Genomic DNA, 13,151 nt, shown 5'->3' on the forward strand with positions numbered 1-13,151 from the left:
ATGCAATCGATGCGCATGCGGGGCAAACGCCGACTCAACGCCGAAATCAACGTCGTGCCCTATATCGACGTGATGCTGGTGCTGCTGATCATCTTCATGGTCACGGCGCCGCTGCTGACCAACGGCGTCGAGGTGGATCTGCCGGACGCGCCGGCGGAGACGCTCGATGTCGAGAACGACGAGGCGATCGTGCTGACGGTGACCGCGGACGGCGAGCTGTCGCTCAACGTGGGCGACAACCCCGACACGCCGCTGTCGCCGGGCGAAGTCCAGCGGATCGCGGCGCGGATCATCAGCGCCCGCCCGGACGCCCCCGTCGCGGTGCGCGGCGACGGCGCCGGCAGCTACGGCAACGTGGTTCGGGGCATGGTGATGCTTCAGCAGGCCGGGGCCGAGCGGGTCGGTCTGCTCACCGATCAGGTCGAAACGGACGGAGGTTCCGACTGAAGTGTTGACAACGCTCCGGGACAACTGGCGCGCGGTCATTCTGGCTGTCGGCGTACACGCAGTCGTCGCCGCGCTTCTCTTTGTCGGCGTCAATTTCGCCACGGATTCCGCGAGCTCCCGGGGCAATCGCGGCCAGGAAATCGTGCAGGCCCGAGTGATCGAGCCGGCCGGCGCCGATAAGGACGAGGCGTCCGATCCGTCGGCTTCCGACACTGAACCGACCGAGACCGAATCGGAGCCCGAACCGGAAACCCCGAGTCCGGCCGAATCGGAACAGGCCGAGGCGTCGGAACGCGAGGCAGAAGCGGAGGCCCAAGAGAAAAAGGCCGAGGCCGAACGGCGCGAAGCCGAGGCCAAGCGTCAGGCCGAAGCGAAAGCCGAAGCCGAGCGCAAGCGCGAAGCGGCCGAACGCGAGGCCGAGGCAGAAGCGGAGCGCAAGGCGAAGGAAGAGGCCGAGGCGGAACGCCGGGCCGAAGCCGAGGCCAAGCGCAAGGCGGAAGCGGAAGCCGAGCGCAAGGCCGAAGCCGAGGCTGAGCGAAAAGCCGAGGCCGAAGCCGAACGCGAGGCCGAGGAAGAGGCCAGAAAGCAGGCCGAGCGTGAAGCCCGGGAGAAAGCCGAACGTGAAGCCCAAGCAGAAGCCGAGCGCAAGGCCAAGGAGGAAGCCGAACGCGAAGCGCGTGAGGAAGCCGAGCAAAAGGCCCGTGAGGAAGCGCAGCGCAAGGCCGAGGCGGAGGCCGAGCGCAAGGCGAAAGCCGAAGCGGAGCGGCGGGCCCGCGAAAAGGCGGCTCAGGAAGCGGCCGCCGCCGAGCAGCGTGCGCGGGAACAGGCGATGCGCGAAGCCATGGCCGAAGAGGCGGCGGGGCGGCGCGATGCCGCCACCTCGCGCGAGCGTGGTGCCTATATTCAGGCCATCAAGGATCGCGTCGAATCGAACTGGATCCGCCCGCCGGGTGCGAACGAGATTTCCTGTAAAGTGCGCGTAGAACAATTGCCGGGCGGGCAGATCTCGGGATTCGAGCTGCTGGGTAACTGTGGCGGCGCGGCCGCCGAACGCTCGGTGGAACAGGCGATCCGCAAGTCCGATCCGCTGCCGCGTGCGCCCTCGGACGCGGTCTTCGAGTCAGAAATCGAGTTCAACTTCGAGCCGGATACATGAAAGTAACGACGCCCCGATCGATTCTTTTCGGCACGGCCGCGCTGGCCCTGAGTCTGCTGGCGATCATGCCCGCACGCGCCGCGCTCCAGGTCGACATCACCGAGAGTGCGGACGGCGCGGTGCCGATCGCCATCTCACCGTTCGCCTCGAGCGGCCAGGCGCTGCCGCTGGACATGGCCCAGGTCGCCAGCGACGATCTCGAGTCGACCGGCCTGTTCGATGTCCTCGATCGAGACAGCATGGTCGCTACGCCGAGCGATCCCGACGAGGTCAACTATCAGAACTGGCGGAGTGCATCGGTCGACAACCTCGTCGTCGGCTCGGCCGAGGCCAACGGCAGCGGCGGCTATCGCATCCGCTTCGACCTGCTGGACGTCTACCAGGGGCGCTCGAGCTCCAGTTTCCAGCTCAATGCGGGTGGCAACGAGCTGCGTGATGCTGCACATACCATCGCGAATCTCGTCTACGAGAAATTCATCGGCGAGAAGGGCTATTTCCTCTCGCGGATCGCCTACATCACCATGGCGCAGGAAAGCGGCGGACTGCGTTACCGGCTGATCGTCTCGGATTACGACGGCTACAACCCGGCGACGGTCTACTCCTCGCGCGATCCGATCATGTCGCCGGCGTGGTCGCCGGACGGCTCGAAGCTCGCCTATGTGGCGTTCGACGTCGATCGGGGACGTTCCAGCCTGCGGGTGCAGGACCTCGCCAGCGGCAACATCCGCGAGATCTCCGCGCGCGAGGGCATCAACGGCGCACCGGCCTGGTCGCCCGACGGCGACGCCCTGGCGCTGACGCTGTCCTATCGCGGCAGTCCGGATATCTACCGCTACGATCTGAACACCAATCAGCTGACGCAGCTGACCAATAACGGCGCCATCGATACCGAGGCCACCTGGTCGCCGGACGGCCAGCACATCGCCTTCACCTCGGATCGTGGCGGCAAGCCCCAGGTCTATCGCATGCGCCGGGACGGCAGTCAGGTCGAGCGGATGACCTACGACGGCGAATCCAATCAGCGCGCGGACTTCTCGCCCGACGGCGACAAGCTGGCCATGGTGCAGAAGAGCGGCAACGGTTTCCGCATTGCGGTGCAGGACCTGGAGAACAATAATATTCGTATCGTCAGCGAGGGCCCGCTGGACGACAGCCCGAATTTCGCACCGAACGGGCAGGCGATCATGTTCGCCAAGCAAGGCCGCAACAACGAGTTGGCCACGGTTACGATCGACGGCGAGACCAAGACGCGTCTGTCCCAGAGCGGTGAGGTTCGCGAGCCGGCGTGGGGACCGCTCGGCTACTAGAGCCGACTCGGACTGATGCCACAATCACTAGCGGCCTGGGGCCGATTCACCGTAAAGGAGTTCTTAAAGGGATGAGTGTCATGACCAATCAAGTGGGGCGGCGCTGTGCGCTGGCAGTTGTGATGGTGCTTGCCGCGTTCGCGCTTGCGGCCTGCGGCGGCGACAAGAACCTGCGCGACGGCGAGGATCTGCCGGCGGCCGGCATGGACGGCGGCGATGATCAGGGCATGGGCATGCAGTCCGGCCGCGATATCGATGTGCGCGGTCTGGAAGGGATCGATCCCGAGGATCGCAGCATGTTCACCGACCCGGACAATCCGCTGTCCACCCGGATCATCTATTTCGACCTCGACAGCAGCGCGATTCCGTCGCGTTTCTCGCAGGCCATCTCCGCCCATGGTCGCTATCTGAGCGAACATCCGGACGTCAAGCTGCGTCTCGAAGGCCACACCGACGAGCGCGGCACCCGCGAATACAACGTCGCACTCGGCGAGCGTCGTGCCGAGTCGGTGCAGCAGGCTCTGGTACTGTCCGGCGCGAGCGACGGCCAGCTGTCCACGCTGTCGTTCGGCGAGGAACGCCCGGCCGAGCTCGGTTCCGGTGAGGAAGCCTATTCGAAGAACCGTCGGGTCGAGTTCATCTACACCAAGTAGGCGGAAATCATGCGTCACGCTCTATCGATAGCGGTCGTGACGGGGGTCGTCGCGGTTTCGGCCGGGCTGAGTGCCCGGCCGGCCGTGGCCGCGCCGTCCGATACGGGCCAGCCGATGCGGGTCGCTCAGAACAGCGGCGGCGGGCCCAATGTGTTCTCGCTGCTGCAGGATATTCAGCGTCTGCAGGAGCAGGTCCGCAATCTGCGCGGTCAGGTCGATACGCTGCAGTACAAGCTGCGCCAGAGTGAACAGGGCCAGCGCGATCTCTATAAGAACCTCGACAAGCGACTGAGCGCGCTCGAGGACGGTGATGCCGGTCGCGGCAATGATGCGAGCGGCGAGTTCCAGCCGATCGGCGAAAGCGACGCCGGTGCCGGCTCGGACTCGGGCGGCGGTTACGGAAGCTCCGGCGGCGGCTACGGCAGCGCCGGACAGGATGACACCGGCCGATCCGAGGCGAGCGGCAGTGGCAGTGATTCGGCCGGCGCGGAGCAGGCCTACACGGCTGCGTTCGACGAACTCAAGAACGGCAAATACGACGCCGCGATCAGCGGCTTCGAGGGTTTTCTCGACGCTCATCCGGAATCGCGCTACAGCGATAATGCCTGGTACTGGCTCGGCGAGGCGAACTACGTTCAGCGGAACTACGACGCCGCGCTAGAGGCCTTTCGAACCGTCGTCAACCGCTTCAAGGAAAGCGACAAGGTTTCGGGTTCGCTGTACAAGATCGGCATGATCCAGGACGAGCAGGGCGAGGCCGACAACGCGCGCAGCACGCTCCAGCGCGTGATCGATCAGTATCCGGACGACAACGCGGCGGAACTCGCCCGCAAGCGTCTGGACGCGATCGGCGACTGAATGCCCGTGGCCCTGAGCCCCGGCGCCGGGGCAGCCAGGGCGCCCCGGGCCACCGGGCGTCGCCCGGAACGCGTGGACGCGCTGCGCATCACCGAGATCTTCTGCTCGCTTCAGGGGGAGGCGCGCGACGCTGGTGCGCTCACCACATTCGTTCGTCTCACGGGCTGCCCGCTTCGGTGCCATTACTGCGACACCGCCTACGCGTTCAGCGGTGGCGACTGGATGCCGCTGGACGCGATCATCCAGCGTGTTCGTAGCCTCGGGGCGCGCCAGGTCTGTGTCACCGGCGGCGAACCGCTGGCCCAGCCCAACTGCGCAGCGCTGGTTGGCCGCCTGTGCGACGCCGGCTACAGGGTGTCCGTCGAGACGGCCGGAGCGCTGGATATCCGGGCCGTGGACAGCCGCGCTTCGCGCGTGGTCGATATCAAGACGCCCGATTCCGGCGAAGCGGCCCGCAACCGCTGGGACAACATCGAGGCGTTGACCGATCACGATCAGCTGAAGTTCGTGATCTGTTCGCGGGCGGATTATGTCTGGGCGCGTGATCGCGTCGCGGAGCTGCACCTGCCGGCGGGCTGCGATGTCTGGTTCTCGCCGAGCAGCGAGCAGATGCCGGCCCGGGATCTCGCGGACTGGATCGTGGCCGATCGTCTGCCGGTGCGTTTCCAGTTGCAGCTGCACAAGCAGCTCTGGGGCGAGGCGCCGGGACGATGACGGTAGCGCAGGACAGGGCCGATACGCCCCGCGCGGTCGTGCTGTTCTCCGGCGGGCTGGACTCGACCACCTGTCTCGCGGAAGCGGCCGCCGACGGCTGTGAGTGCCACGCGCTGAGCTTCGACTACGGCCAGCGCCACACCGCCGAGATCGAAGCCGCCCGGCGGATTGCGGCCGCAATGCCGCATGTCGCCGACCACAAGTGCGTGACGATCGATTTCGACGGCATGGGTGGCTCGGCCCTGACCGATCCCACAATCGACGTGCCGGAGACAGCCACCAACGGCATCCCACCGACCTATGTGCCGGCGCGCAACACCGTGTTTCTGTCGATTGCGCTGGGGTGGGCCGAGATCCTGGAGGCCGAGGCGATCTACATCGGCGTGAATGCCGTCGACTATTCGGGCTATCCCGACTGTCGGCCCGCATTCATCCAGGCGTTCGAGTCCCTGGCGTCGCTCGCCACCCGAGCGGCGGTGGAAACCGGTCGCGGTGTTGCGGTCCGCACGCCGCTCATGGATCTCAGCAAGGCCGAGATCGTGCAGCGTGGCGCAGCGCTCGGGGTGGACTACGCCGACACCGTCACCTGCTATCAGGCCGACGCCGAAGGTCGTGCCTGCGGCCGCTGCGATGCCTGCCGTCTCCGGCGCCAGGGCTTTCGTGAAGCCGGTATCGCGGACCCGACGCGATATCGCTGAATGCACACCACGGACGCTGATTTTCGGCGTCGGATCGGGTATCATGCGCGCCGATCGGGGCCGTTAGCTCAGTTGGTAGAGCAGTAGACTTTTAATCTATTGGTCGATGGTTCGAATCCATCACGGCCCACCAGATACGCCAGCCCGCAGTGGCTCCGGAGCCGCATCGCCGAATCGCGTTGCGGCTTTTTTGTGGTCGGCTCTCGCATATACGCGCGCGTGGCTCGGCGTGACAGAGTGGAATGCCAGCGTGCATCGGCGGGGCGCCGAGCAGCCCAGACCGGTATCTCGTGAGCAGCGGATTTCCCATAGCCGCTTCGCCAGACGCCGGCGGGTCGAGATCTTCAACGATTCGGAATCGTGGCAAGACGCCGACGTTCGAAAGGATAGGGCCGATGGCGACGCGCGCAATCGCATATCCGCTATAGTCGAGCGCAGGCAAGGGGCGGGAGGAGAGCGCGATTCTGCTACAGCGCTCGCCTGGCAGGCGACGCTTTCGTGCGCCGGCCCTTCGAGCGGCATGCCGGAAGCAGGTTCAGGGAGTCGGGGAGGATGAGCAACAACGAAACCGCGAGCTCAAGCGGCCGGATCGCCTCGGCCAAACACGTCTATGCCGAGATCCGGAACATGATCCTCGAGTTCGAGCTCTATCCGGGCTCGCGTGTCACCGAGACCGAGCTGGCCGCGCGTTTCAATGTCAGCCGCACCCCGATTCGCGAGGCGGTGCAACGGCTGGAGGCCGAAGGCTATCTGTCGATACGGCCCAAGCAGGGCTGTTTCATCCGGGATCTGGATGTCGGCCGGCTGATGCACTATTACGACGTACGGATCGCGCTGGAAATGCTGTCACTCGACAAGGCCGCCTTGTTCATGCCGACGGCGGAGCTCGAGCAACTCGCGGGGGCGTGGGATCCCCGCACGCAGCCGGGGCGCTCGGACAGTTCCGAAGCCATGGAGGCGCGCGACGAGACCTTCCATCTGCGGCTGGCCGAAGGCGGCGGGAATGTCGCCCTCGGCGAGTACCTGCGTGACGTGAACAATCACATCCGCGTGATCCGGCGTCTCGATTTCACCGAGAGCAGCCGTATCGAGCAGACCTACGCGGAGCACCACGCCATTTGCACGCATCTGCTCGAGCGGGACGTGCAGAGCGCCCGACAGCTCATGACCCGGCATATCCGACGAAGCGAGGAATTCGCGAAGACGTTGACGCTGACACAGCTCGCGCAGAAGCGGATTCGGTCGCGTTCGCCGCGCTGAGCCCGGCCGGCGCCACATCCACGACCTTGGGTCGGTCCGGCAAAGGCGCCGGAAACTCTTCTTGAGTCGCGGGCCGGCGCGAACAGGCTGAATCAACGTCGACCCGCGCGAAGCGGGACAAGGCTGTGTCGCAGCGATGCGGGCGTCATGCCGGTCGACTGCGAGGACGCGCCGGAAAGGTCGTGGCGGGTGATGACGACCTGGGATGAAGACCGAAGCAGGGCCGCATCCACCCGCGGAGGCGCGGGGCGGATGCGGCCGTCTGCGGTCCGAGCGATTCAACCGCGGCGGGCGACCAGTTCGATCCAGTAGCCGTCGGGATCGCGCACGAAGGCGATGTGGTTCATGCGCCCGTCCTCGGGGCGTTTCTGGAACACGACGCCGTTCTCGTCCATCCAGCGGCAGGCCGCTTCGAGATCCGGCACGGTGAAACAGATGTGACCATAGCCCTGCGGCTCGTCGTTGCCGTTGTGGTAGCCGGCGTCCGGGTCGTTCTCGGTGCCCCAGTTGTGGGTGAGCTCGAGCACGCCCTCCCGTCCGTTGACGTACTGCGCCCGCGCGTCCTTGTCCTCGGGCACGTCGTCGTTGCCGGTACAGGCGAGGAAATAGAGCGTGAACTCGCCCTCGGGCATGTCCACCTTGCGCAGCAGTCGCATGCCGAAGACCCGGGTGTAGAAGGCCAGCGAAGCCTCCGGGTCGACGATGCGGACCATCGTGTGATTGAAGATGAATCCCCGCGTGGCGTCCGGAGCCTCGGGCTCGACGCCGGGTGCGTTCTCGGTATTGAATGCCATGGGATGCAGGATCTTTGGAAAGGGTGGCGTATACTATGCCTCAGGGGCATGCACACTTGAAGAGGGAGGCTCGGTGGCACGACGCTGGTTCGAACCCGTCGATCTGGACGAACTCAATGCGCTGAACGACCGCGACATGATCTCGCGGCTGGGTCTCGTCTATACCGCGATCGGCGACGCGCATCTGGAAGCCGAATTCACGATCGACGAACGCACGCGCCAGCCGTTCGGTCTGTTGCATGGGGGCGTATCCTGTGCGGTATCGGAGTCGATGGGCAGCATCGCGGCGAACCTCTGTGTCGACCGGAGCCGCTACGGCTGCGTCGGCGTGGAACTCAATGCCAGCCATCTGAGCGGCGCCAGCGCCGGCCGCGTGCAGGCCCGCTGTCATCCGCTTCGCGTGGGGCGTCGTATGCATGTCTGGCAGACGGATCTTTTCGACGCCGAGGGCCGACAACTCTGCGTTTCACGGCTCACGGTCGCGGTGGTGACGGCGCGCGACGGGCCGCGCAGCGACTAGAAACCGCATCGAGGCGCCAGACGCCGGGCTTTCGGCTATGCTCGGTAAGGTGCGATAACCGGGAGCAGACGTTGAAGGCACCGGATCTGTTTGTACGCTGCCTCGAAGAGGAGGGCGTGGACTACGTGTTCGGCGTGCCGGGCGAGGAGAATCTCGACCTGCTGGAGTCGCTGCGCAATAGTCGCATACGGCTCATCGTCACGCGTCATGAACAGCATGCGGCCTTCATGGCCGCGACCTACGGCCGGCTGACCGGGCGGGCGGGCGTGTGTCTGTCCACTCTCGGGCCAGGGGCGACCAATCTCCTCACGGGCGTGGCCTTCGCGCAGCTCGGCGGCATGCCGATGCTCGCGATCACGGGCCAGAAGGCCATTCGCGACAACAAGCAGGGCAAATTCCAGCTCATCGACGTGGTCGACACCTTTCGACCTGTGACGAAATGGAACAGCTCGCTGACCGACAGCGGCGTGATTCCGCGCAGCATCCGCCACGCCTTCAAGGTCGCCGAGGCCGAGCGGCCGGGCGCGGTGCATCTGGAACTGCCCGAAGACATCGCCGGCGAGACCATCGAACCCTCGGTGCCCCAGAAACGCGTGATGCTGCGCCGTCCCAACGCCGACGAGCAGGCGCTGGCCCAGGCGGCCGACATGATCCAGTCGGCGCAGCAGCCGCTGATCGTCTACTCCGCGGGGGCCAATCGAAAACGCATCACACAGCAGCTGCAGGCGCTGGTCGAAGCGACCGGACTGTTCGCGATCGGTACGCAGATGGGCAAGGGCGTGCTCGCCGACGATCATCCGCAGAGCCTGTTCTGCATGGGCATCCACAAACACGATTACGTGCACAGCGCGATCGACGAGGCGGACCTCGTGATCACGCTCGGCTACGACGTCGTGGAGTACCCGCCGGCGGTATGGAACGCCGGCATGAACAAGACGATCCTTCACATCGACTTCGTATCCGCGGATCCGGACGAATACTACAGCCCCGCGCATGAGGTCATCGGCGACATCTCGAACACGCTCAAGGCGCTGCGAACGCTGCTGGACGGCGTCCACTTCGAGCGCGAGCGCCTGGCCCGGATGCGCGCCTACATCAACGAGCGCCTGCACGAATGCGAGTTCGACTACAGCCACCCGCTCAAACCGCAGCGGGTGGTCAATCAGGTGCGTCGCGTGATGGGGCGACACGACATCATCAGTCTCGATAACGGCATCTACAAGGTCTGGTTCGCCCGCATGTATCCCGCCTACGGCAATAACACCGTGTTGCTGGACAACGCTCTGGCCAGCATGGGCGCGGGGCTTGGCGCGGCCATGGCCGCGCGCATGGTGCACGGCGACCGCCGCGTGCTCGCCATCTGCGGCGACGGCGGGTTCATGATGAACAGTCAGGATCTGGAGACGGCCGTACGGCTCGAGATGGATCTCGTGGTCCTGGTCCTGCGGGATGACGGGTACGGCTTCATCCGCTGGAAGCAGGCCGGCGAGGGCTTTCCCGACTTCGGCATGTCCTTCGGCAACCCCGACTTCGTCGCCTACGCCGAGGCCTACGGCGCGCACGGCATGCGGGTGACCGCCGGCACGCATCTGGCCGATGTTCTGGAAGCCGCCTTCGAGCGCGGTGGTGTCGTGCTCGTCGACTGCCCGATCGATTACAGCGCCAACCACGAACTCGACCAGGCCCACTACGTCCCCCGCGACGCCTTCGACAACGACGGACCGAACTGATCATGGGCGTTCACCATCGCGACGATCACCGGCCATGAACGCGACGCCGGAGAACGATGGCGGTGACGATATCCGCATCGAGACGCTTGCCAGCACCCATTTCGACGATATCGGTCGGGCCTACGCGGGCATCGCGCGCACGGCCGCAGCCGCGCTGGGCGTCGACCGGGTTTCGATATGGCTGTTCTCCGCCGATTTCCAGCGTCTGCACCGCGTTCACGACCACCGCGAGACCGGTCGCAACGATTTCGGCCTGAGCCTGGATCTGTCGCAGCGGCCGGATTATGTCGAAACGCTCGCCGCGGGCGCCTTGTTCAGCGTGGAGCAGGCCGACGAGGCGCCGCATGCAGGCGACGCGCTGACGGACTACATGGTCGCCAAGGGCATTCGCTCGATGCTGGATGCGCCCATCCGCGTCGGTGACGAGCTCACCGGTGTGGTCTGTCACGAACAAGCTGAGAGACGTACCTGGAGCGGCGTCGAACGTGATCGCGCCCTGCGCATCGGCGCGATCGCGGCACGCATCATCGCCGCGGATCGCCGGCACCGCTCCGCGGCCCTGTCCCGCCAGGCGCGCCTGCTGGTGGAGGACAGTGCCGACGCGATGGCGATCGCCTCGCCCCGCGGCGCGCTCGAATATCTCAACCCGCGCGCCCGTACGCTGCTCGGCCTGGCCCCGGACGAGCCGTTGTTCGGGCTGCGCCTGGTCGATTTCCTGCAGCCGGCCAGCCGGACGCAGGGCACGCAACGAATCTATCCCGCGGCTCGCGAGAATGGCAGCTGGACGGGCCGGGTGCACCTGCGGACCCGGCAGGACAGCGCGGTCGAGGCCACCGCCACGCTCAACGTGTACCGCGGCTCAGGCGGCCACATCGAGCATCTGTTCTGTGTCCTGCGCGATATCGCCGCCGGGCGCCACCTCGACGCGCGAATCGAGGAGATGCGCCATCGTCATGCGCAGGTGCTCTCCCAGGCGGGTGAGTGCCTGATCGTGATTGATCCGGTCACGCTGGCGCTGCGCAACGCCAGCAGCGGCCTCGAGCGCGTGCTCGGCTACGACGACCAGCAGACGCGCGCGCTCTCGCTCTACGACATCTGCGCCGAGCCGGCGGCCACGCTGGAAACCTTCGTGCGCCGGGTCAAGCGCGACGAGCATCTGCTATGCGGCGAGACCCGCGTACGTCACGCCGAGGGGCACTGGGTGGACGTCGAGATGTCGATGGTGTGGCGCGCGGCGGGCGGCCGTCGGCGCGCGTCGATCTCGGTGCAGCTGCACGACATCACCGAGCGCATCCAGCGGCGCCGCGATATCGAACGTCTGGCCTACTATGATCCGCTGACCGGGCTCGCGAACGCCAATCTCCTGCGTGAGCGGGCCGAAGGCATGCTCGCGGACTGCGTCCAGCACGGCCGCTCGGTCGGCTTTCTGCTGCTGCAGCTGGATCGCTGGCAGCGCATCCTCGACATCCAGGGCTATCAGATCGCGGAGTCGCTGATCCGCCAGGTCGGGCGCCGCCTGAAGCGGGCGTTCCGCCAGCGCGAGGTGCTGCTCGCCCGCGTGCTCGGCGGTGTCGAGTTCGGCGTGCTCTACGACGCGAGCGTGGACGATGCGCAGAATCTGGCGCGGATCGCGCACGAGGCATTCCGAGAACCGTTTCGAGCCGATCGCGCCCATCTCCATCTATCGATACGCACGGCCAACGCCCGCGCGCCCCTGCATGCGGTCAACTTCAAGGATCTGACCAAGCGCGCCGGTATCGCCCTGCGCAACGCCTATCTTCGCAATCTCGCCCACTGCGAATACGACACGACCCAGTCGAGCCGACTCCACGACGAGCGGCTGATCGAAGAGGATCTGCGCACCGCGATCACGACCGGCGATCTGCCGCTGCGATTCCAGCCGATCCGGTCGGTGGCGCCGGGCCGGACGTCGATCGGCGCCGAGGCGCTGATCCGGTGGCGTCATCCGCAGCTGGGCCTGCTGGCACCGCAGGATTTCGTCCCCGTTGCGGAGGAAAACCAGCTTATCATGGCGCTGGACCGCTATGTTCTGCGCTCGGCCGCGGCGAGCGCGGCGCGCTGGTACGGCGATTTCGGCACGCTGTCGGTCGCGGTCAACGTCTCCGTCGTCACGCTGTTGAACGGCGATCTGCCGTCACTGATCGCCGAAGTGCTCGACACCAGCGGCCTGGTGCCGGCGCGCCTGTGTCTGGAGATCACCGAAACCGCGGTCATGCACGATCATCGAACGGCGACGCGCATCCTGACCGCGATCAAGCAGCAGGGCGTACATGTCGCGCTCGACGACTTCGGCACCGGCTACTCGTCGCTGGCCTATCTGAAGGATCTGCCCATCGACACGCTCAAGATCGATCGCGACTTCGTGCGCGGCATCGGCGCGGACAGTCGCGACGAACACACCATCGAGACCATCATCCGGCTGGGCCATGATCTGGGCATCGAGGTCCTCGCGGAAGGCGTCGAGACCCGGTTCCAGCTCGAGTGGCTGACCGCCCGCGACATCGACTACGCCCAGGGTTTCTACATCAGCATGCCGCTGACCGAGCGCTCGCTGCTGACCGGCCGTTTCAAGACCCGCCACACGCGCCACTGAGGCTGCTTGGCGACCGCGCATCGGTTACGATAGCCGCCGCACGCCGCCGTGGTGGAATGGGTAGACACGCCAGGTTTAGGTCCTGGTGGCCGAAAGGCCATGGGGGTTCAAGTCCCTCCGGCGGCACCACGCGATATAGTCCTTTGTTAATAAAGGAATTTTAGCCGTTTATCTAGTGTATGACGTGGCTGGTACAAAGCCACGGTACATATGCGTCGATACCCCGCACCTTCCTATCTCCTACACAGAGCCTCGGGCTGGTACTTCCGGTACGTGGTCCCCGCTCCGGTTTCGCGCCTCATCGGCCGCCGTGAACTGCGTGTCTCGCTGCGGACGCGCCAGCGTCGAATTGCACGGCGCCGCGCCGCTCCGCTAGTGTCGGCGGCCGCGACACTGGCCG

At 66.0% G+C, this 13,151-nt stretch carries 12 protein-coding genes, 2 tRNA genes and 1 pseudogene; 14 read left to right on the top strand and 1 reads right to left on the bottom strand.

Annotated elements, in window-relative coordinates; genetic code table 11:
- Window positions 1-9 precede the first annotated feature (9 nt).
- From tolR to SAHL_RS12370, 9 genes are all read left to right on the top strand, one after another.
- Window positions 10-447 (top strand): protein TolR, encoded by a 438-nt coding sequence (gene tolR / locus SAHL_RS12330; protein WP_221177950.1) that lies wholly within the window; start codon window positions 10-12, stop codon window positions 445-447.
- Window position 448: 1 nt separating this feature from the next.
- Entirely contained in the window at window positions 449-1,603 is a 1,155-nt protein-coding gene (tolA, locus tag SAHL_RS12335) for a cell envelope integrity protein TolA (RefSeq protein ID WP_123591719.1), read from the top strand.
- Window positions 1,600-2,910, top strand: coding sequence for a Tol-Pal system beta propeller repeat protein TolB (gene tolB / locus SAHL_RS12340; RefSeq protein WP_123591720.1), 1,311 nt, complete (start codon window positions 1,600-1,602; stop codon window positions 2,908-2,910). The genes tolA and tolB overlap by 4 nt, the downstream gene beginning before the upstream one ends.
- 80 nt (window positions 2,911-2,990) lie before the next feature.
- On the top strand, window positions 2,991-3,563 hold the full coding sequence (pal, locus tag SAHL_RS12345; protein WP_245968518.1) for a peptidoglycan-associated lipoprotein Pal: 573 nt from the start codon (window positions 2,991-2,993) through the stop codon (window positions 3,561-3,563).
- 9 nt (window positions 3,564-3,572) lie between these two features.
- The gene (gene ybgF, locus SAHL_RS12350) at window positions 3,573-4,421 is read left to right on the top strand and encodes a tol-pal system protein YbgF (RefSeq protein WP_123591722.1); all 849 of its coding nucleotides are present in this window, start codon (window positions 3,573-3,575) and stop codon (window positions 4,419-4,421) included.
- A complete protein-coding gene (gene queE / locus SAHL_RS12355; RefSeq protein WP_123591723.1) occupies window positions 4,422-5,135 on the top strand; it encodes a 7-carboxy-7-deazaguanine synthase QueE in 714 nt (237 codons plus the stop codon). It abuts the gene before it with no gap.
- Window positions 5,132-5,833, top strand: coding sequence for a 7-cyano-7-deazaguanine synthase QueC (gene queC, locus SAHL_RS12360; protein WP_123591724.1), 702 nt, complete (start codon window positions 5,132-5,134; stop codon window positions 5,831-5,833). The genes queE and queC overlap by 4 nt, the downstream gene beginning before the upstream one ends.
- 57 nt (window positions 5,834-5,890) lie before the next feature.
- Window positions 5,891-5,966, top strand: a tRNA-Lys gene (locus SAHL_RS12365).
- A gap of 419 nt (window positions 5,967-6,385) precedes the next feature.
- Window positions 6,386-7,093: a GntR family transcriptional regulator gene (locus SAHL_RS12370; protein WP_123591725.1), complete on the top strand. Its 708-nt coding sequence runs from the start codon at window positions 6,386-6,388 to the stop codon at window positions 7,091-7,093.
- A 278-nt stretch (window positions 7,094-7,371) separates the two neighbouring features.
- Here SAHL_RS12370 and gloA read toward each other — a convergent pair whose 3' ends face one another.
- Entirely contained in the window at window positions 7,372-7,887 is a 516-nt protein-coding gene (gene gloA, locus SAHL_RS12375; protein ID WP_123591726.1) for a lactoylglutathione lyase, read from the bottom strand.
- Between the two features lie 73 nt (window positions 7,888-7,960).
- Between gloA and SAHL_RS12380 the strand changes: the two genes are divergently transcribed.
- The 5 genes and pseudogenes from SAHL_RS12380 to SAHL_RS18535 all read left to right on the top strand — a co-directional run.
- Complete coding sequence (locus SAHL_RS12380; protein ID WP_245968519.1) at window positions 7,961-8,407, top strand: hotdog fold thioesterase; 447 nt, start codon at window positions 7,961-7,963, stop codon at window positions 8,405-8,407.
- A 71-nt stretch (window positions 8,408-8,478) separates the two neighbouring features.
- The gene (locus tag SAHL_RS12385; protein WP_123591728.1) at window positions 8,479-10,137 is read left to right on the top strand and encodes an acetolactate synthase large subunit; all 1,659 of its coding nucleotides are present in this window, start codon (window positions 8,479-8,481) and stop codon (window positions 10,135-10,137) included.
- A 34-nt stretch (window positions 10,138-10,171) separates the two neighbouring features.
- Complete coding sequence (locus SAHL_RS12390; RefSeq protein WP_184947664.1) at window positions 10,172-12,751, top strand: sensor domain-containing phosphodiesterase; 2,580 nt, start codon at window positions 10,172-10,174, stop codon at window positions 12,749-12,751.
- Between the two features lie 42 nt (window positions 12,752-12,793).
- Window positions 12,794-12,880: transfer RNA gene (locus SAHL_RS12395), tRNA-Leu, on the top strand.
- A gap of 81 nt (window positions 12,881-12,961) precedes the next feature.
- Window positions 12,962-13,126, top strand: a pseudogene (locus SAHL_RS18535) (DUF6538 domain-containing protein); the annotation flags it as partial.
- Window positions 13,127-13,151: the final 25 nt, after the last annotated feature.

Origin of the sequence: Salinisphaera orenii subsp. halophila YIM 95161, assembly GCF_003732545.1 — a bacterium.
Lineage (GTDB): Bacteria > Pseudomonadota > Gammaproteobacteria > Nevskiales > Salinisphaeraceae > Salinisphaera > Salinisphaera orenii_A.